This is a genomic window from Aneurinibacillus sp. XH2, from assembly GCF_001439585.2.
In the GTDB taxonomy this organism is placed as follows: Bacteria; Bacillota; Bacilli; order Aneurinibacillales; family Aneurinibacillaceae; genus Aneurinibacillus; species Aneurinibacillus thermoaerophilus.
Genome location: NZ_CP014140.1, coordinates 2,523,614 through 2,541,924, shown reverse-complemented (window position 1 = coordinate 2,541,924; position 18,311 = coordinate 2,523,614). Strand labels below are relative to the sequence as shown.

The window sequence follows — 18,311 nt, the reverse complement described above, 5'->3', positions numbered from 1 at the left end:
TATCGGTACGTGTGACTGGTTCGACCAGGCATGAGTAAGTTTCCTGCAATTGCGATCCGTTAATCGTAAAGCAGGTGATTTTCTCGTGCTTTTTTATTTTTGTGGGAGAAGAAAGCGGTATCATATTCCGTATTTTTTAGGAGGTTAGTAGCGTTGCATTAAAAACTGTTCGCTCTCGTTTTTATGCAACGCTAGTGTATAGGAGGTATATAAAATGGCAGAAAAAGTATTTACAATAAAAAATCCTTCCGGTCTTCATGCAAGACCTGCAATGATGCTGGTGCAAAAAGCAAGCGCGTTTCCATGTGAAGTCACAATTATTAAAGACGATAAAAAAGTGAACGCAAAAAGCATTATGGGTATTATGTCGCTGGGGATTCGTCAGGGAGAAACTCTTACAGTTGTAACGGAAGGTGAACAAGAACAGGAAGCATTGCAAGCAGTAGGTGAAATCATTGAGTCCGTCTTAGAGTAAAGAAAAGACAGGCGGGAGAGGAAGATATACAGTGATGAAATGGACAGGAATCGCCGCAGCTTCCGGATATGCGATGGGCCCTGCTTTTTTGCTGCATGAAGCCAAAGTAGAAGTGGAACGCCGCGCACTGGACGCGGCTGAAATAGCGGGGGAAATCGCTCGTTTCGAGGAAGAAGTGGCGCAGGCTATTCGTGAGTTGGAAGGCATCCGCGAACAGGTGCGTAAAAAAGTAGGAGATGAAGAAGCGGAAATTTTCTCCGCTCATATTCTTGTATTGCAAGATCCGGAGTACATCGGTGCGGTCAAGGATAAAATCAAGAATGAGTTGTTGAATGCAGAAGCGGCATTGCAGGATGTAACGGACAGCTTTGTTATGTTGTTTGAAAGCATGGACAACGAATATATGCGGGAAAGAGCAACGGACATTCGCGATGTTAGTGGTCGTGTCATGCAACGTCTGGCAGGCATCGAAGGCCAGTCGCTGGCCGATTTTGCCGAACCGGTTGTGCTGCTGGCACACGATTTAACACCATCTGATACTGCGCAGCTGGATCGGGAGAAAGTGGCTGGATTTGCCACCAATATCGGTGGACGTACGTCTCATTCGGCCATTATGGCACGTTCGATGGAAATTCCTGCTGTTGTCGGCTTGAAAGAGATTACGTCTGTCATTCAGCAGGGAGATTATATAATTGTGGACGGAAATGAAGGGGTTGTGTATCAGAACCCTGATGAAGCGACCGCTTCTCTGTATCGGGACAAGCAGGCGAAATACGAGGCTTACCTTGCGGAATTGAAGAAGTTGAAAGATGAACCATCCATCACTGCCGACGGACATCATGTCGAGGTAGTAGCCAATATCGGAAACCTTCATGATGCAATCGGAGCGAAGAAAAACGGGGCGGAGGGCGTCGGTCTCTATCGGACGGAATTTTTGTATATGGGTCGCATCGGATTGCCTTCTGAAGAAGAGCAATATGAGGCATATAAGGCGGTAGCGGAAACATTCGGCGCGCGTCCAGTTGTGATTCGTACATTGGATATTGGTGGCGATAAAGAATTGCCATACCTCGATGTACCGGAAGAAATGAATCCGTTCCTTGGTTATCGGGCCATTCGCCTGTGTCTGGATCAGCCGGGGATATTTAAAACTCAACTGCGTGCCATTTTGCGTGCGAGCGTACATGGAAATGTTAAATTAATGTACCCGATGATTGCGACACTGACAGAATTGCGTCAGGCGAACCAGTTGCTTACGGAAGTAAAACAGGAACTGGATGCTTCAGGTATTCCATATAATCCAAAGATGGAAGTTGGAATGATGGTGGAGGTGCCTGCGGCTGCGATGATTGCAGACCAGCTGGCAAAAGAGGTAGACTTTTTCAGCATTGGTACAAATGATTTGGTGCAGTATACGCTAGCAGCGGATCGCATGAATGAACGTGTATCATATTTAGCGCAGCCGTTCCATCCGGCGGTGTTGCGCCTGATTCGGATGGTGATTCGGGCGGCACACAGCCAGGGGAAATGGGCAGGTATGTGTGGTGAAATGGCAGGTAATCTTACGGCCATTCCGCTTCTGCTCGGCTTGGGGCTGGACGAATTCAGCATGAGCACGAGCTCTGTATTGCCTGCACGTGCCTTGATTCATAAGCTGAACCGTACGGCATTACAATCGCTGGCAGAGCAAGCGCTTGAATTGGGAACAGCTGAGGAGATTATGGCGTTTGTGAAGCGCAACGTACCTGAAATTGCAGAAATTAGAGGATAAGCATAAAAAACGAGACGCGAGATCGTGCTCTCGTTTTTTTCATGTGGTGATGAAGGATATAGGAAAGACAAAACGAAAAAACTAAAAAAGTTTATATTTCATGCTTGCTGATAGATATATGTCATACTGTTTATTTATTTGTAATCAGTAAATAGCAATAAATATAAAAATAAACAGGTGTATTTTTTTAAATATTTGTTTATAAAAAAACATAATTTTTGGTTTTAAAACATACTTTTTTTGATTTCATAGTGAAAAAGCCAGATTTACACCTTCCAAAACGTAAGAGAAAGAGTTATACTGGCTATGTCGTTGTTACCGACTTATGAACAATTTTTGAGGTGGTAAGTTATGGGAGAAAAAGATGTGGTAACCGAAACTTCTGCGAATGGGAGCGCAGAACAGCAGCAAGAGAACCTGAATGTGCTTAAGGCAACACAGACGGTTATTGCTGAAGCCCTTGAAAAAATGGGGTATCCGAAAGAAATGTATGAACTCCTGAAAGAGCCAATGCGCATGCTTACCGTACGTATTCCGGTACGCATGGACAATGGTGAGACAAGGGTATTTACCGGTTACCGGGCCCAGCATAATGATGCGGTAGGGCCGACAAAGGGCGGGGTGCGCTTTCACCCTGATGTAACAGAAGATGAAGTAAAAGCCCTTTCCATCTGGATGAGTTTGAAGTGCGGGATCGTTGACCTGCCTTATGGTGGAGGAAAGGGCGGTATTATCTGCGATCCGCGTGAAATGTCTTTCCGTGAATTAGAGCGCCTGAGCCGTGGTTATGTGCGTGCCATCAGCCAGATTGTAGGGCCGACAAAAGATATTCCGGCGCCGGACGTATTCACCAACTCGCAAATTATGGCGTGGATGATGGATGAGTACAGCCGCATTCGCGAATTCGATTCTCCGGGCTTTATCACGGGTAAACCGATTGTACTGGGCGGCTCTCAAGGACGTGAAACAGCAACGGCGAAAGGGGTAACCATTTGCATCGAGGAAGCAGCTAAGAAAAAAGGCATTGATTTGCAAGGTGCCCGAGTAGTTGTACAAGGCTTTGGAAACGCAGGAAGCTTCCTAGCGAAATTTATGCATGATGCAGGTGCAAAAGTTATCGGTATTTCTGACGCATACGGCGCGTTGTACGACGAAAACGGTCTTGACATCGAATATTTGCTTGATCGCCGTGATTCGTTTGGCACGGTTACAAAACTGTTCAGCAATACGATTACGAACAAAGAGCTACTTGAACTGGATTGCGACATTCTTGTGCCGGCCGCAATCGAGAACCAAATTACTGCTGCAAACGCGCACAACATTAAAGCGAAAATTGTCGTTGAAGCTGCAAACGGGCCGACTACGCTTGAAGCGACTCGCATCCTGACCGAGCGTGGTATCCTGCTCGTGCCGGACGTATTGGCAAGCGCCGGCGGTGTAACGGTATCCTATTTCGAATGGGTACAAAACAATCAAGGGTACTACTGGACAGAGGAAGAAGTAGAGTCCCGTCTGCGTGAAGTGCTTGTACGCGCCTTCAATAACGTGTACAATATTCACGTGACGCGTGACGTAAATATGCGTCTCGCTGCTTATATGGTGGGCGTTCGCAAAATGGCGGAAGCATGCCAGTTCCGTGGCTGGATCTAATTGAAATAGACGGACAAAATCCTCTACAATGTAGATTGTAGGGGATTTTTGTATTTACGAAAAAGAACTCGTTTTTTGATTTCGAATTGCAAAAGATCGGCAAAAAGGTAAATGGAGTCGCAGGAGGGAGAGTAAACATGGAACAGGTCATTATTGTCGGCGCAGGACCATGCGGCATGTCGGCGGCTGCCGAACTGCAGAAAAGAGGCATCGACCCGCTTATTATCGAAAAAGGGTGCGTTGTGAATTCGATTTACGGATATCCTACATTTATGAACTTCTTTAGTACACCGGAGTTGCTGGAGATTGCGGACATACCGTTTATCATCTCTCATGAAAAGCCGACGCGTCAGGAGGCGCTTGCTTATTATCGTGAAGTGGCTGAACGCCGTAAGTTGCGCATTCGTACATATGAAAAAGTGGAGGAGATCAAGAGGCGAACAGATGGAACGTTTGCGGTGCGCACAACCAAGCGAAACGGCGTGCGTGCCGAGTACGGGACCCGCTTTGTCGTGATCGCTACGGGATATTATGATAATCCGAACTATATGAATATACCCGGCGAAGACCTGCCGAAGGTATCGCATTATTTTAAAGAGGCGCACCCATACCACGGTATGAAAGTGGCTGTTATCGGCGGCAAAAATTCGTCGGTGGACGCGGCGATGGATCTGTACCGTGCGGGAGCAGATGTAACATGGATTTATCGCGGAGGGGAGTATTCTCCTTCCATTAAAGCATGGGTGCGGCCTGTATTTGAATCGATGGTAAACAAAGGTTGGATCAAGGCCATGTTTAATACAGAAGTGAAAAGTATTCATGAAGACCACATTGTGGTTGTGCGGAACGGTGAGGAAATAAAGCTTGAGAATGAGGTTGTATTCGCGATGACAGGTTATCGACCGGATCGCACGTTTTTTAACGCGCTAGGCGTTAAGGTGCATGAAGAAACGGGGGAGCCGGAACATAATCCGGAGACGATGGAAACGAATGTGCCTGGCGTCTTTATTGCCGGAGTCATTGCGGCGGGGAATGACGCGAATGTAATTTTTATTGAAAACGGTCGTTTTCATGGTGGGATTCTTGCGCAAGAAATCTCCCGCCGGATGGCCGGGTAGCAGATACGAAGTTACCAGAAGGGAAAAACGAGATGGCACGAACGTTTGGCCATCTCGTTTTTTGCAAAGTTAATTGGTAGTCTGAAAATGTGATTGCAGTGTGCTTAAATATTTCTTTCATCAATATTACGTGGTACCATGATAAAAGGAGAACCGGAAACAAAGGGAGTCGAAAGCTATGTTATCGACCGTGGGAGCTGCGCTTGCTCCTGGTATTGCTATTTTAAGTTATTTTTATCTAAAAGACAAATACGAAACAGAACCGCTTCATATGGTTGTCAAAAGCTTTATCATGGGTATTTTGCTCGTTTTTCCCGTGATGGTTGTGCAGTTTGGATTTCAGGAAGAGCTTCATCTTGGCGTGTTTGCACAGGCTTATTTTTCGGCTGGATTTCTGGAAGAGTTTTTTAAATGGTTTATTATTTATTACACGGTATACAAGCATGTGGAGTTTGACGAACCGTACGATGGAATCGTGTACTCGGTCGCTGTTTCGCTCGGATTTGCTACGCTGGAAAACTTTTTTTACCTGTTATCCCATGGAGTATCGACCGCGTTTTACCGGGCGTTACTTCCTGTATCAAGCCACGGGCTGTTCGGCGTACTGATGGGATACTACCTCGGCAAAGCAAAGTTTTCTCCTGCTTCTAAACAGCGTTGGTTTTTGGTGCTCAGCCTTTTTATTCCTGTGCTTTTGCACGGTACGTATGATTTCATTCTCATGGTTGGGGGAACGGTTTGGCCGTGGCTTATGATTCCGTTTATGCTGTTTTTGTGGATGGTCGCTATTAAACGCAGCCGGGCTGCACTTAACAGGTCTATCGCTGCCGCTTTTGGGCAACACTATGAGCAAGAGGAGGCGGAAAAGATATGACGACAGAACGGGAGCGGTGCAAAGTCACCATTTATTGTCCGGTTTGCGGTGAACGCTACGTTTTGCGCGGTACTCGCGAGAAAAACGGAAAAGTCGAAACAGGGTTTAAACAATGTATTTGCAGCAACAAAGAAAAACTTCATATTCGTTCCGAACCGATCTAAAAGCGAAAGGGAGGATTCTCCTTTTCGCTTTGTTGCATAAATAAGCATCTCTTTCCTCACACTACTACCAAGAACAGGTGCAAAGGCATACAAGGAAAGGTGATGCGGACATGTATTGGAAAATTGCGGGCGTGTTGGCGCCCATTCTCGCGGTCGGGGCTATCGGCGCCGGGATGTGGGGATACCAAGAAAACCAAGAGAAAAATTCAGTGCTCATTAAAGCAGAAAACCAATATCAACGTGCGTTTCATAACTTAAATTATCATATCGACAAACTGCAGGATGAGCTGGGCAAAACAATTGCTGTCAATTCGCGCCAGCAGCTCACCCCGTGTTTGACGAACGTATGGCGTCTTGCTTATTCTGCGCAAAATGACGTGGGGCAACTGCCGCTTACATTACTTCCGTTTAACCAGACGCAAAAGTTTCTTGCCAATGTGGCGGATTTTAGCTACCAAACCGCAGTGCGCGATTTGGAAAAAAAGCCTCTGTCAGACAAAGAATACAAAACACTGCAAGCTTTGTATCGCCATTCTCAAGAAATACAAAGCCAGCTGCAAAAGGTGCAGACCGCCGTCATCGATAAGCATTTGCGTTGGATGGATGTCGAGTCGGCGCTGGCCACTGAAGAGAAGCAAGAAGACAATACAATCATCGACGGATTAAAAGTCGTTGACAAAAGTGTGGGAGGGTACAAAGATGTCGATTTCGGTTCCGGGATTGGCAGCCTGAACGCTGCCCGCAAGCTAAAGATTCAATCGATAAAAGGAACTCCAGTCACTGCCGAAGAAGCAAAAAAGCGAGCGCTTGCGTTTGTCAACATTACGCCCGCGCAGCTTGCGGAAGCGACGGTAGTTGATAATGGCAGCGGCAGAGACTATGAATCGTTCAGCGTGCGTATTGTACGCAAAGGCGATCCCACTCCTGTACATGTGGATGTTGCGAAAAAAGGAGGCAAAGTTGTCTGGGTACTAGACGAACGCGATGTAACGGCGAAAAAATTAAAGATTGAAGAAGCAAAACAAAAGGCGGATCGTTATCTTGCTGAGCGCGGATACCGTTCCATGGAGGCAGTATCGTACGGCCAATATGAAGGACTTGCGGTATTTACATATGTGTATAAACAAGGAGATATACGCATTTATCCGGATACGGTGACGGTTAAAGTGGCGCTTGACAAAGGGGACGTTCTCGGTTTCCAAGGTGAAAGCTATTTGCTTAACCATCGTCCGCGTACACTTGCGAAGCCGGGCTTGACAGAAGCGCAGGCGCGCGCGAAAGTGAATCCGGGTCTTAAAGTGAAGGAAGCAAGGCTCGCCGTAATTGAAAACGAGAGCGGCCAAGAGGTGCAGGCATATGAGTTTTACGGAGGATTAGGTCAAGATCGTTACCGCGTGTATATAGACGCGTCTACCGGAGAAGAAGTGAAAATAGAAAAAATCAAAGCGATCGCTCTTTAGGAGGAATAAAGGCGGATAGGCGCGGCAATACTTGGAAACACAGAAAGGAGTGTTGCGCGTGAGGCGAAGCAAGGATACGGCATATGAGAAGCGTTTTATCTTCTTAGCCGCTTGGGTTGAGAAGTGGCTTACCATAGCGATTGTAGGGGGATGGGTGCTTCTTTTGGCCAGTCAGTTCCTGCTTGCATTCGATTCTGTTCGCTACTTTCTTGTCGATACGGTGAGACTGGAAGGCATTGCATCCCCCTGAGGGCTATGTTACTATGAAAGTAATTGAATAGCATGTTGCCCGCTATCCTTAATTAACACTATCGCTTAGTTTGAATCAAATACAAAAGAAAGAAGCAGGCACGCCCTGCTTTTTTGTTTATTAGCATAATATAAAGCATGTAGCAGGCGTATAGGTAGGGTGAGATGGTATTGTGAAAATTGCGATTGATGGACCGGCTGGAGCCGGGAAAAGTACAGTAGCGCAGCTTGTGGCGAAGCGGCTCTGTGTGCTTTATGTTGACACTGGTGCTATGTATCGAGCTGTGACGCTGACAGCGCTTAAACAGGGGTGTTCAGTAGAGGATGAACATGGCCTACGTGAGCTGCTGGATAAAATGAATCTTACGCTTGAAACGAAGAAGGGCATACAGCGCGTATATGTGGATGGCGAAGACGTAACGGAAGCGATTCGCTCGCCTGAAGTGACCCGGTGTGTATCCACGGTAGCGGCACATCCGCTCGTGCGGGAGAAACTAGTAGAAATGCAGCGAAAAATGGCCAGTACACAGGACGTCGTTATGGACGGACGCGACATCGGAACGGCGGTATTGCCGGACGCAGAACTGAAGATTTTTTTGACTGCGTCGATTGAAGAACGGGCACGGCGCCGTTTTCAGGAGTTGGAGCAGAAGGGGATAACGGTCGATTATAGTCAACTGCTGCACGATATTGCCGAGCGTGACCGTAAAGATAGCGAGCGAAGGACGGCTCCGCTTAAAAAGGCGAAAGACGCTGTGCTGGTCGATACAACGGGGTTAACCATCGAACAGGTGGTTGATCGCATCGTCGAGTTGCACCGAGAAAAAGTTGGGGAGAGAGCGTAACAGTGGGCATTCATTTATATCCTTTCTTTCGCTCGCTTTTTCGCGGGATTTTCGCGAGCGTATATCGCTGGCGTGTAATTGGGCGGGAAAACATTCCGGATGGCGAAGGGATCGTGTTGTGCGCTAACCATATCAGTAACTGGGATCCAGTTCTGCTCGGCTGCGGCATCGAACGTCAGGTGCATTTCATGGCCAAGCAGGAACTTTTTAAGGTGCCGGTGCTTTCCTGGCTTATCAGGAATTTCGGCGCGTTTCCGGTGAAGCGAGGGGCTGGCGATCGTCAGGCGATTCGCAAATCGCTGGAGGTAGTCAATCAAGGAAAAGTGCTCGGAATTTTTCCAGAGGGCAGGCGGAACCGGGCAGGCGCAGGCGATGTGGGCAAAGTGCTTCCAGGTGCGGCTATGATCGCGTTAAAAGCTGGTGTTCGTGTCGTACCGGTTGCGATTATCGGCCCGTACCGCTTATTTCGTCCAATCACAATTATTTATGGCAAGCCTATTGATATAGTTGCCGAGGTGGCGGGGAAAGAAAGCGGGGAACGCACGCAGTACGCCGCTGAAGTCATCCGACGCGAAATTCAGGCGCTTATGGACATACATAAAAAACGTGCGTAATTCGAATTTTTATTTCGTTCAAGCTGTAAGTTGTTTCGCTTACCCAAGGAAGGTGCAGGTTCGCAATTTAGCATGTTTGGCACTAGCGCTCTTATAGATAACTTTGGTAAGCTAAGATAAATATGCTGCTGTTTGTTATAATTGCTTGTTGTTCCTTTTTGGGAAGCAAGAAGCATTTATTGTTATGAATGGCTTTTATTTCAAGGAGGTATGGTCTATGGTAGAGGAAAATCAAATGGGAATGAATGGTCAACAAGGTTTGAAAGGGGTGGAGGTTAATCAGGTATTGACTGGAACCGTAACCCGTGTAGATGAGAAACAAGCCTTGGTTGATGTAGGCTATAAGTATGATGGCATCCTTCCAATCAGCGAAGTATCCAGCCTTCATATCGAAAAAGTAGCTGATGTTCTTTCTGAAGGTCAAGAAATTCAGGTGAAAGTGATTCGCATTGATCAGGGAAAAGACGAGATGATCGTGTCCAAGCGCGCGGTTGACGCGGAAAAAGCTTGGGGCGAGCTGCAAAAAAAATTCGAATCTGGAGAAGTGTTCGGTGTAGTTATTGCTGACGTTGTAAAAGGCGGCTTGGTGGTCGACCTTGGTGTGCGCGGTTTCATTCCAGCTTCACATGTGGAGCGTCACTTTGTGGAAGACTTCTCTGACTACAAAGGAAAAACTCTCTCCGTTAAAGTTATTGAACTAGATAAGGAAAAGAACAAGGTTATTCTTTCTCACCGTGCTGTGCTTGAAGAAGAAGCGAATAAGCAGAAGCAAAAGGTGCTTGAGAGCCTTGAACCAGGTTCTGTTATTGAAGGAACTGTACAACGTCTGACCGATTTTGGTGCGTTTGTGGATGTGGGCGGTGTAGATGGCTTGGTTCACATCTCCGAAATTGCCTGGCACCATGTCGAAAAGCCGGCTGATGTACTGAAAGAAGGCCAGAAAGTCAAAGTAAAAGTGTTGAAAGTGGACAAAGAAAACGAACGCATTAGCTTGAGTATTAAGGCGACGTTACCGGGTCCATGGGAACAGGCAGCTGACAAGTTCAAAGCAGGTGATGTTGTAAAAGGAACCGTGAAACGTCTTATAAGCTTCGGAGCGTTCATCGAAGTAGCGCCTGGCGTAGAAGGGCTTGTTCATATTTCACAAATTGCCAACCGCCATATCGGCACGCCGGATGAAGTGCTAAAAGAAGGCGAAGAAGTTAACGTAAAAATTCTGGACTTCAATCCGAGCGAAGAACGGATGAGCCTAAGCATTCGCGAAGCGTTGGATGAAAAGCAGAAGCAAGAAGTGAAAAAAGAAGTAGCCGCTTACCAGGTGGAAGAAAATGCGCCTGGCAGCATGAGTGTTACTATTGCTGATCGCATGGGCAATATGAGCGACTTGCTTAAAAAATTTAAATCTTAATAGATGACAGAGGGGCGCAATGTCAAGAACTTCACGAAAACGAGAACATGTAGAACATGCGCTGGCGACGGGCCAATCTGAAACCCATGGATTGGATGATGTGAAGTTCGTTCATAATTGCTTGCCTGATCTCACGATGCAACAGGTGGATATAAGGACATCGATCGGCGGACTCGCATTGAGTTCGCCGATTGTTATAAACGCGATGACAGGCGGTGCAAAAGAAACATACAACATTAACCAGTCGCTTGGTATTTTGGCCCGGGAGGCAGGGTTGGCGCTTGCAGTCGGCTCGCAAATGGCAGCCGTGAAAGATCCTTCGCTTGTCGATACATATCGGATTGCGCGCCAGGAGCACCCGCGGGGTCTTTTGTTTGCCAATTTGGGCGCGGAAGCAACACCGGATATGGCGCGGTACGCGGTAGAAATGATCGAAGCGGACGCGCTGCAAATTCATCTGAATGTGATGCAGGAGTTAATTATGCCAGAAGGCGAGCGGGATTTTCGTGGGGCGCTTCGCCGCATTGAAGAGATTGTATCTGTCCTTGACGTACCGGTAATCGTTAAGGAAGTCGGGTTTGGTATGTCGCAGGAAGCGGCCAAACAGCTTGCAGAATGCGGTGTGGCCGCAATTGATGTTGGTGGGCGTGGCGGTACGAATTTTGCACGTATTGAAAACATGCGCCGGGTACAGCCGCTTGATATGCTGAATGAATGGGGCATTTCCACGGCGGCGAGCCTGCTTGAAGTCGCATCGCTTTCCGAAAAGCCCGATATTGTGGCAACCGGTGGCATAAAGAACGGTCTTGATATTGCCCGCTGTCTGGCGCTTGGCGCTTCTTGTGTCGGCATAGCTGGCGCGTTCCTTCGCTATGCGGTAGAAGGCCGGACGGAAGAAGCGGTCAAATATGTGCATAGCCTGCATGAACAGCTTACGATCATCATGACGGCGCTTGGTGCACCAACCATTGCTATGTTGCAGCAAGTTCCGCTTGTCATTACAGGTGAAACGTACCATTGGGCCACTCTCCGTGGCATTGACTGCGCCGCGCTGGCGAAAAGGAAGAAATAAGTCATCAGACAAAGAAAGGAAGAAAAAAAGCCATCCGAAGCAATCATTCGGATGGCTTTTACTTTTTCTTATAGCATTTGTGTCTTGTTTTTCCCGCTTTTCGGCAATAATACAGACAGAAACGCAAAAAGGGGAATCGACTATGAATCCGGGATATTTATCGTTCGTTTGCTTGTTCTTTATTTTGGTGTTTAGCTGGATGGGTACCATGGACGCTTTGTTTTCGCGTCTGCGCATCCAAGCGCGCACATTTTTTATCCTTCTTGGCGTTTTCTATCTGACGAGCGGTTGGTTTATTCCATTCGGGATGGGAGCATGCAGTGTTGGTGCATTTTTGTTGCCCTTTGTTTTCTTTTTTGCCTTATGGAGCAGGCAGGAACGCGACATACGACAATATTCTTTTACCGCCGCTCTGCTTTGCGGCGTTACGCTGTTTTTGTTCCGGTATATGTTGATGATAGATCCGATACTTCAGGTGGCGGATGAAGTGTATCTTGTTGCCGGCGTGGCTGCTTCGCTTGCACCTTTTATGACCCGAAAACCAGAACAGGCTTTTATAATTATCGGTTTTGGGCTTTGTCTTATGGAAGTTTTGGTGCAGTTTTTCTTATACTCGTACGCGCCTTCCGTTACACTGGGTGGATTCATTTTTCGCGATATGCTTGTTTTATCGCTTCTTGTCGGTATGGCGTTGCATTCTGTTTTATTCTTTTGCCTTCGCATAAGTATGTCCCTCATGCGCAAAGTTCTTGTGAAGAGGGGGCGATAAGAGGTGGATTATGTCATTCCAGTGACGTTGGGGGTGCTGTTTGGGGTAGCCGCCCGCGTGTATATGCTGCGCACGGACTATCGGCAATATCCGACCTATCCGCATGGACGGATCATCCATTTGGCGCTTGGGTTTATTGCCGCGCTTATCGGTTCGATAGTAATTCCGGCTATTCTGAAGGCCGACTGGACGGCGGTGACATTTCTCGGGTTGGCCGCTCAGCAATTCCGTGATGTACGAAACATGGAACGAAACATGCTGCAACAGTTGGACAACATGGAACTTGTGCCGCGCGGTGTCTCTTATATCGAAGGCATTGCCCAGGCATTTGAAGGACGCAATTATCTTGTGATGCTTACCTCGCTCGTGGTTACATTGATTATCCTTAAAGTATCGGTATGGACAGGGGTTTTGGGGGGCATCCTTATGTTTTTTATAAACGGTTGGCTTATGTCGGGAAAAGTAATCGGGCAAATTGCCGATATTGCTGAAGGGGAAGTGACCCTCGACGGCCCGAATTTATATGTTGATGATATTTATATTATGAATATTGGGCTTAGGTCGGATCGTGAGGAGATTCGCCGACACGGGGTCGGAATTGTTATCACGCCAAAAAACGCCAATAGCCTGATCACTATTTCTAATTTGGGTCAGCGCCAAGCCATTCTGCATGACGTGTCGGCGATTCACGGTGTATATCGTGATTCCGGTGAACCGGCGCTTGTTCCGCTGGCCAAGCGGAATATGAAGAATGGCAAACTCGGTATTTTCCTTCTACCTGAAGAAAAAGATAGAAGTAAAATTTTAGAAACCATATCCCAAGTACCGGTGCTGGACAGTGCGATTCGCCTGCCTCGCGCGGCTGATGTTAACCAACGAGGGAAGGAGGCACGTTAGGCGGTGTCCATTTCACTTGAAAAATACATTCTTGCTATTATTACGACAGATCGAACCCATGTTGGCGGAGGCGCGCCGATTTTTTATGCCAAGCAGGAAAAAGAATTGCAGCAAATTGCGTTTACGCTGGAGAAAATTCTTGATGGGATAGCGCATGAAATCACGCCTGACACGCTAATTATTGTCAAACATTCGTAGCGGGCGTCTTCCCGTTTGTCTTGCCTGTCCTTACAATTCATTCTATGATAGTAGAGATATTGAAAAAGAGAGGTAGTAAGTTATGGCAAATCCTGTAGTAGCAATTGTCGGCCGGCCGAATGTTGGTAAGTCGACGCTGTTTAACCGAATTGTAGGGGAAAGATTGGCGATTGTCGAAGACGTGCCCGGTGTAACAAGGGATCGCCTGTACAGCAAAGCGGAATGGCTCGGCAAATCGTTTTATTTAATTGATACAGGCGGCATCGCCTTTGACGATCATGACGCTCTTATTGATTCCATCCGGCATCAGGCTGAACTGGCGATCGATGAAGCGGATGTCATCATCTTTGTCGTAGACGGTACCGTCGGCATTACCGAGGAAGATCAGAGCGTGGCTCGCATGCTATTTCGCTCGAAGAAGCCGATTGTACTTGCGGTCAACAAGATCGATAACACAAAGCGCTTGCACGATATTTATGAATTTTATTCGCTCGGTGTCGGTGAGCCGTATCCGGTATCCGGCGCTCATGCGACGGGAATTGGTGATTTGTTGGATGAGGTCATAAAGCATTTTCCAGAACATGAAGAGGATGCATACGATGAGGACGTGATTCGCGTTTCGCTTATCGGCCGGCCAAATGTCGGCAAATCTTCGCTTGTAAACGCGTTGCTCGGGGAAGAACGTGTGATTGTGAGCGATATTGCAGGCACGACGCGCGACGCGATTGACACGCCGTTTATGTTTGAAGGTCAGGAATATGTATTAATTGACACAGCCGGTATGCGTAAACGGGGAAAAGTGTATGAATCGACGGAGAAGTACAGCGTGATGCGCGCGCTCCGCGCGATGGAACGTTCTGATGTTGTGCTCGTTGTGCTCAACGGGGAAGAAGGGATTATCGAGCAGGACAAAAAAGTAGCTGGGTATGCGCATGAAGCAGGGCGCGGCGTTATCATTGTCGTTAACAAGTGGGATGCAGTCGAAAAGGATGAACGGACGATGAATCGGTTTGTTGCTGAAATCCGTCAAGAATTTAAGTATTTATCATACGCGCCTATTTTGTTTGTATCAGCGAAAACAAAGCAGCGTGTTCATACTATTTTGCCGAAAGTGGCTCAAGTGGCGGAGCAGCATGCGTTTCGTATCGCCACTCCTGTGCTGAATGATTTAATTCAGGAAGCGACGACAGTAACGCCGCCGCCGAGCGATAAAGGACGCCGCTTGCGCATTAACTACGCGACCCAAGTATCTGTTAAGCCACCAACGCTTGTGTTGTTTGTCAATGATAAAGAATTGATGCACTTTTCCTATCAGCGCTACCTGGAAAACAAGATTAGAGAAGCGTTTCCACTGGAAGGAACTCCGATTCGCATTCTTGTGCGAAACAAGTCCGAATAGGAGAGGAGATAGAGCCGATGATGGGAGCGGTTGTCATTCTACTTTCGTATTTGCTGGGCTCAGTGAGCTTTAGTATTCTTGTAGTGAAAAAAATTGCAAAAATTGACATCCGGGAGCACGGTAGTGGCAACGCGGGCGCGACGAATACATTGCGCGTGCTTGGTAAAGGCCCGGGCATTGCCGTGCTTTTGCTTGATGCGGCTAAAGGCGCGATTGCCTTCGGTCTAGCAAGCTGGCTGACCAAAGGAAACGATTGGGTGATTGTGCTGTCCGGGATCGCTGCGATTGTCGGTCATAACTGGCCTGTATTTTTCGGGTTTCGCGGCGGCAAAGGCGTGGCGACCACCATTGGTACGTTGCTTGCTCTGACCCCTGTTCCAGCGCTTATTGCTGTGGCCGTTACTATAGTTGTTATCGCTATTACACGCTATGTGTCACTCGGTTCACTTGTTTTCTTTACCCTTGTTCCTATCATTTTACTGACACAAGGCGCGTCTTTTGTTTATATTGCCGGAACATTTATGATCGCTATTCTTGGCTACATGCGTCATGTCGGAAACATTAAGCGGTTGCTTCAAGGGACAGAGCGGAAACTGGGAGAGAAGAAAGCGTAAGGAGGGTTGCACATGGAACACGTAGCGGTTATCGGGGCAGGAAGCTGGGGAACCGCTCTTTCGACCGTACTTGCGGAAAACCACGAGCGCGTAGTTCTCTGGGCGCGACGGAAGGAATTAGCGCAAGAGATGAATGACATGCGGGAGAATAGGCGTTATTTGCCCGGCATTAGGCTTTCGGAAAACATTGTTGCTGACGCGTCCATTGAGCGTGCTGTGCAGGATAAGACGCTTATATTGCTCGTTGTCCCGTCTCATGCGATGCGAGAAACTGTCCGAAGCTTGGCGCCTTATTTGCGTAAGAATGCCATCCTTGTTCATGCGACTAAAGGTATGGAAATTGATTCATTAAAACGCATGAGCGAGGTCATCAAAGAAGAAGTACCGGAACATTTTCACGGGCGTATTGCTGTTTTGTCTGGTCCGAGTCACGCGGAAGAGGTTGGCCTTAAAGCGCCAACGACGGTCGTGGTTGCGTCAGAACGCATCCAAATAGCGGAAGAAGTGCAGGATGCGCTGATTACAAATCATTTTCGCGTCTATACGAACCCTGATGTGGTCGGTGTGGAGATAGGGGGAGCGCTGAAAAACATCATTGCGCTCGGCGCTGGAGTAAGCGACGGCTTGAACTTCGGCGACAACGCCAAGGCCGCCCTGCTGACGCGCGGACTTGCTGAAATTAGCCGCCTTGGAATTAAACTGGGGGCAAATCCGCTGACATTTACGGGACTTGCTGGTGTCGGAGATCTGGTTGTAACGGCTACAAGTCGGCACAGCCGTAATTGGCGGGCTGGAAATATGCTTGCGCAAGGTTTTACGCCGGATGAGATCATTTCGCGAATGGGCATGGTTGTAGAAGGCATTAAAACGACGCAGGCCGTTCATAGGCTGGCGCAGGAGCTAAAAGTGGAAATGCCTATTACGCGTGAGTTGCATGCGCTATTATTTGAAAATAAAGCGCCGCGCGAGGCTGTCCGCGATTTGATGGGCCGTGTGCGCCGCCATGAAACAGAAGAACTGGCGCTTAAATATTTTGAAAACCATTAACGAACGACATGTAAACCCGTCCTGCTGTGGAAGCCGCACTTTTTTCCTTTCTTGCTCATACACTGTTGTTGTATAGCGGAAGGAGGGAGATGACGGGTATGGCAAATATCCCGAAAAAATTTCTTGATAAATTACAGGCGAAGAACGTAGATACTTCTGAGTTGCAGAAATTGGCGGGTGGTGTGAAAAAAAGCGATTTGAACGATGAGCAGAAGCTTCGCCAGTTGATCCGCCAGCTAGCGGTCATTGCAAGCGTGTCCATAACGAAAGAGAAGGAAGATAAAATCATTTCGTATATTCGCAAGAACAATATTCAGGGCGGTGACATGAAGACGTTAACCAACTTGTTGAAAAATAAGCTGTAAACGATAAGAAATAGGCGTATGAGATGTTACAGGCTTGAAAAAACTAGCATAAAGTATAGCATGATTCACGAAAATAAGGGCTCTCGAAGACGACGCGAGGATACAGAAAAGGATAATGCCGACGGCATTATCCTTCTTTTTTGCTTAACAATAAAGTTCAGGAGGCTTATACTTAAGCCTCCTCGGATGACGCGGTTTCATCCATCTCCAGCAGTGCCTGCACGAGCGGGGAATTCAACAGAGAGATTACTTGGCGGAAATCGATATGATTCAGCGATTTGATAAATGAAAGCGGAGAACGGTCTATCGTTGTTCCGCTTTCCTGTTTCGCCTCCCGGAGCGTCGCTCTTTTGCGGTTATTTTCAACCCAGCGTTCGTACATGCTGATTAAATTTGTTAACGTGCTAAGCGTTTGTTCCAGCTCCGCCATTGTGCCCCGCATTTGGCTTGACCATTCCCGAACAGTGTTGATGGAAGAACGCATCTCTTTCGGGGATTTAGTCAAGAGAGAAGGAAAGTTTTTTAAAAAAGAGGCGGCGGCCCTCGTTTCCGCTTTTGTTGCGGTTGGAACGACGGCGACAGCCGTTTTTTTTGTTTGGGCGGATCCGTTTTTTTTGTGTTTTTTGTTGGCGGCCGCGCGTGTGGAACGCTTCGTGTAAGGACTTTGCCGCTTTTGACTGATCATGTTTGCGCCCCCTTTATCTTGTAGTCAACATTATAGTATGCGTCCATCCCGTGAGAGGTTCGATTGTCCCGGATTTGTGCTATAATGTGAATACATCTATTTGCAGGATAATTTTTGAAGAAAAAGGGGAGCTTGCATGCAGCTAATGTTTTATGCGCTTAGCGCGATCGGTTTGATGATTCTAGCGAGCGTTACTATTGTTGTTGCGCGTACAAGGAAGCGCCGCGTATGGCGTTTTTTGTTGTCGACTGTTGCGTACGCCAGTTTAGTCGCCTCTTTTTTCCTAATGGTTGCTGTGCTGATTACCTTTTAATTCTGCTTTATATGATTGGCTTTTATGTATTTATGAAGCGCAAACAATACAATGTACAACACGGTGAGCGAAATGCCCAACCAGAGCAGTGTCCGGGCTGTGTCTTCCGTCGAGGCAATCAGAAAGACCGGGACAAAAAACACGACGCCGAAAAAAAAGGTGCCTTCAAGAGCTACTTTGATCCATTCGCGGCTCATCAGCATGCTTTCATGCCTCCTATGAATCTTTTTCATGTCTTTACCTTTTCCTTTAAACGACAAAACAGCGTTGATATATCGGTTCAGGTTCATGTATATATAGTAAGTATGCCTGATGATATTGTTT

At 47.4% G+C, this 18,311-nt stretch carries 22 protein-coding genes; 20 read left to right on the top strand and 2 right to left on the bottom strand.

What is annotated here, in order from left to right; genetic code table 11:
• The first annotated feature begins 214 nt into the window (after positions 1–214).
• The 19 genes from ACH33_RS12535 to ACH33_RS12450 all read left to right on the top strand — a co-directional run bounded on the left by ACH33_RS12535 (position 215) and on the right by ACH33_RS12450 (position 16,989).
• Positions 215–475, top strand: a complete 261-nt coding sequence (locus tag ACH33_RS12535; RefSeq protein WP_057899330.1) for an HPr family phosphocarrier protein — start codon at positions 215–217, stop codon at positions 473–475.
• Positions 476–509: 34 nt separating this feature from the next.
• A complete protein-coding gene (ptsP, locus tag ACH33_RS12530; protein WP_057899329.1) occupies positions 510–2,246 on the top strand; it encodes a phosphoenolpyruvate--protein phosphotransferase in 1,737 nt (578 codons plus the stop codon).
• A gap of 351 nt (positions 2,247–2,597) precedes the next feature.
• Positions 2,598–3,896, top strand: a complete 1,299-nt coding sequence (locus ACH33_RS12525) for a Glu/Leu/Phe/Val family dehydrogenase (protein WP_057899328.1) — start codon at positions 2,598–2,600, stop codon at positions 3,894–3,896.
• 137 nt (positions 3,897–4,033) lie between these two features.
• On the top strand, positions 4,034–5,014 hold the full coding sequence (locus ACH33_RS12520) for a YpdA family putative bacillithiol disulfide reductase (RefSeq protein ID WP_057899327.1): 981 nt from the start codon (positions 4,034–4,036) through the stop codon (positions 5,012–5,014).
• A gap of 178 nt (positions 5,015–5,192) precedes the next feature.
• Positions 5,193–5,888, top strand: a complete 696-nt coding sequence (gene prsW, locus ACH33_RS12515; RefSeq protein WP_057899326.1) for a glutamic-type intramembrane protease PrsW — start codon at positions 5,193–5,195, stop codon at positions 5,886–5,888.
• Positions 5,885–6,052, top strand: a complete 168-nt coding sequence (locus tag ACH33_RS19880; RefSeq protein ID WP_175493549.1) for a hypothetical protein — start codon at positions 5,885–5,887, stop codon at positions 6,050–6,052. The genes prsW and ACH33_RS19880 overlap by 4 nt, the downstream gene beginning before the upstream one ends.
• Before the next feature lie 110 nt (positions 6,053–6,162).
• Positions 6,163–7,512: a germination protein YpeB gene (gene ypeB / locus ACH33_RS12510; protein ID WP_057899325.1), complete on the top strand. Its 1,350-nt coding sequence runs from the start codon at positions 6,163–6,165 to the stop codon at positions 7,510–7,512.
• A gap of 58 nt (positions 7,513–7,570) precedes the next feature.
• Positions 7,571–7,762 carry a hypothetical protein gene (locus tag ACH33_RS12505; protein ID WP_139184899.1) on the top strand — a complete coding sequence of 64 codons (192 nt, stop codon included), beginning with the start codon at positions 7,571–7,573 and terminating at the stop codon, positions 7,760–7,762.
• A 169-nt stretch (positions 7,763–7,931) separates the two neighbouring features.
• The gene (gene cmk, locus ACH33_RS12500) at positions 7,932–8,606 is read left to right on the top strand and encodes a (d)CMP kinase (RefSeq protein WP_204244868.1); all 675 of its coding nucleotides are present in this window, start codon (positions 7,932–7,934) and stop codon (positions 8,604–8,606) included.
• Between the two features lie 8 nt (positions 8,607–8,614).
• Complete coding sequence (locus tag ACH33_RS12495; protein ID WP_057900370.1) at positions 8,615–9,220, top strand: lysophospholipid acyltransferase family protein; 606 nt, start codon at positions 8,615–8,617, stop codon at positions 9,218–9,220.
• A 217-nt stretch (positions 9,221–9,437) separates the two neighbouring features.
• Positions 9,438–10,628: a 30S ribosomal protein S1 gene (gene rpsA / locus ACH33_RS12490; RefSeq protein WP_057899322.1), complete on the top strand. Its 1,191-nt coding sequence runs from the start codon at positions 9,438–9,440 to the stop codon at positions 10,626–10,628.
• Positions 10,629–10,647: 19 nt separating this feature from the next.
• Positions 10,648–11,700, top strand: a complete 1,053-nt coding sequence (fni, locus tag ACH33_RS12485; protein WP_057899321.1) for a type 2 isopentenyl-diphosphate Delta-isomerase — start codon at positions 10,648–10,650, stop codon at positions 11,698–11,700.
• A 142-nt stretch (positions 11,701–11,842) separates the two neighbouring features.
• Positions 11,843–12,469 (top strand): YphA family membrane protein, encoded by a 627-nt coding sequence (locus ACH33_RS19420; RefSeq protein WP_057899320.1) that lies wholly within the window; start codon positions 11,843–11,845, stop codon positions 12,467–12,469.
• A gap of 3 nt (positions 12,470–12,472) precedes the next feature.
• A complete protein-coding gene (locus ACH33_RS12475; RefSeq protein WP_057899319.1) occupies positions 12,473–13,366 on the top strand; it encodes a YIEGIA family protein in 894 nt (297 codons plus the stop codon).
• A 3-nt stretch (positions 13,367–13,369) separates the two neighbouring features.
• Positions 13,370–13,564 (top strand): capping complex subunit for YIEGIA, encoded by a 195-nt coding sequence (locus tag ACH33_RS12470; RefSeq protein WP_057899318.1) that lies wholly within the window; start codon positions 13,370–13,372, stop codon positions 13,562–13,564.
• An 82-nt stretch (positions 13,565–13,646) separates the two neighbouring features.
• On the top strand, positions 13,647–14,963 hold the full coding sequence (gene der / locus ACH33_RS12465; protein WP_057899317.1) for a ribosome biogenesis GTPase Der: 1,317 nt from the start codon (positions 13,647–13,649) through the stop codon (positions 14,961–14,963).
• A 17-nt stretch (positions 14,964–14,980) separates the two neighbouring features.
• On the top strand, positions 14,981–15,577 hold the full coding sequence (gene plsY, locus ACH33_RS19875) for a glycerol-3-phosphate 1-O-acyltransferase PlsY (protein ID WP_236781882.1): 597 nt from the start codon (positions 14,981–14,983) through the stop codon (positions 15,575–15,577).
• 12 nt (positions 15,578–15,589) lie between these two features.
• Positions 15,590–16,624 carry an NAD(P)H-dependent glycerol-3-phosphate dehydrogenase gene (locus ACH33_RS19870; protein ID WP_057899316.1) on the top strand — a complete coding sequence of 345 codons (1,035 nt, stop codon included), beginning with the start codon at positions 15,590–15,592 and terminating at the stop codon, positions 16,622–16,624.
• A gap of 98 nt (positions 16,625–16,722) precedes the next feature.
• Positions 16,723–16,989 carry a stage VI sporulation protein F gene (locus ACH33_RS12450; RefSeq protein WP_057899315.1) on the top strand — a complete coding sequence of 89 codons (267 nt, stop codon included), beginning with the start codon at positions 16,723–16,725 and terminating at the stop codon, positions 16,987–16,989.
• Between the two features lie 172 nt (positions 16,990–17,161).
• Here ACH33_RS12450 and ACH33_RS12445 read toward each other — a convergent pair whose 3' ends face one another.
• Positions 17,162–17,674: a hypothetical protein gene (locus ACH33_RS12445; RefSeq protein ID WP_057899314.1), complete on the bottom strand. Its 513-nt coding sequence runs from the start codon at positions 17,672–17,674 to the stop codon at positions 17,162–17,164.
• A 136-nt stretch (positions 17,675–17,810) separates the two neighbouring features.
• Between ACH33_RS12445 and ACH33_RS18785 the strand changes: the two genes are divergently transcribed.
• Complete coding sequence (locus tag ACH33_RS18785) at positions 17,811–17,987, top strand: DUF2768 family protein (RefSeq protein ID WP_082706047.1); 177 nt, start codon at positions 17,811–17,813, stop codon at positions 17,985–17,987.
• Here the strand turns inward: ACH33_RS18785 and ACH33_RS12440 are convergent.
• A complete protein-coding gene (locus tag ACH33_RS12440; RefSeq protein WP_057899313.1) occupies positions 17,984–18,190 on the bottom strand; it encodes a hypothetical protein in 207 nt (68 codons plus the stop codon). The two genes, ACH33_RS18785 and ACH33_RS12440, sit on opposite strands and share 4 nt — an antisense overlap.
• Between the last annotated feature and the right edge of the window lie 121 nt (positions 18,191–18,311).

Bases quoted from the DNA above. Each gene is read 5' to 3' on its own strand.
- ACH33_RS12535 (WP_057899330.1), top strand. From the start codon at position 215: ATGGCAGAAAAAGTATTTACAATAAAAAATCCTTCCGGTCTTCATGCA.
- ptsP (WP_057899329.1), top strand. From the start codon at position 510: ATGAAATGGACAGGAATCGCCGCAGCTTCCGGATATGCGATGGGCCCT.
- ACH33_RS12525 (WP_057899328.1), top strand. From the start codon at position 2,598: ATGGGAGAAAAAGATGTGGTAACCGAAACTTCTGCGAATGGGAGCGCA.
- ACH33_RS12520 (WP_057899327.1), top strand. From the start codon at position 4,034: ATGGAACAGGTCATTATTGTCGGCGCAGGACCATGCGGCATGTCGGCG.
- prsW (WP_057899326.1), top strand. From the start codon at position 5,193: ATGTTATCGACCGTGGGAGCTGCGCTTGCTCCTGGTATTGCTATTTTA.
- ACH33_RS19880 (WP_175493549.1), top strand. From the start codon at position 5,885: ATGACGACAGAACGGGAGCGGTGCAAAGTCACCATTTATTGTCCGGTT.
- ypeB (WP_057899325.1), top strand. From the start codon at position 6,163: ATGTATTGGAAAATTGCGGGCGTGTTGGCGCCCATTCTCGCGGTCGGG.
- rpsA (WP_057899322.1), top strand. From the start codon at position 9,438: ATGGTAGAGGAAAATCAAATGGGAATGAATGGTCAACAAGGTTTGAAA.
- fni (WP_057899321.1), top strand. From the start codon at position 10,648: ATGTCAAGAACTTCACGAAAACGAGAACATGTAGAACATGCGCTGGCG.
- ACH33_RS19420 (WP_057899320.1), top strand. From the start codon at position 11,843: ATGAATCCGGGATATTTATCGTTCGTTTGCTTGTTCTTTATTTTGGTG.
- der (WP_057899317.1), top strand. From the start codon at position 13,647: ATGGCAAATCCTGTAGTAGCAATTGTCGGCCGGCCGAATGTTGGTAAG.
- plsY (WP_236781882.1), top strand. From the start codon at position 14,981: ATGATGGGAGCGGTTGTCATTCTACTTTCGTATTTGCTGGGCTCAGTG.
- ACH33_RS19870 (WP_057899316.1), top strand. From the start codon at position 15,590: ATGGAACACGTAGCGGTTATCGGGGCAGGAAGCTGGGGAACCGCTCTT.
- ACH33_RS12450 (WP_057899315.1), top strand. From the start codon at position 16,723: ATGGCAAATATCCCGAAAAAATTTCTTGATAAATTACAGGCGAAGAAC.
- ACH33_RS12445 (WP_057899314.1), bottom strand. From the start codon at position 17,674: ATGATCAGTCAAAAGCGGCAAAGTCCTTACACGAAGCGTTCCACACGC.
- ACH33_RS18785 (WP_082706047.1), top strand. From the start codon at position 17,811: ATGCAGCTAATGTTTTATGCGCTTAGCGCGATCGGTTTGATGATTCTA.
- ACH33_RS12440 (WP_057899313.1), bottom strand. From the start codon at position 18,190: ATGCTGATGAGCCGCGAATGGATCAAAGTAGCTCTTGAAGGCACCTTT.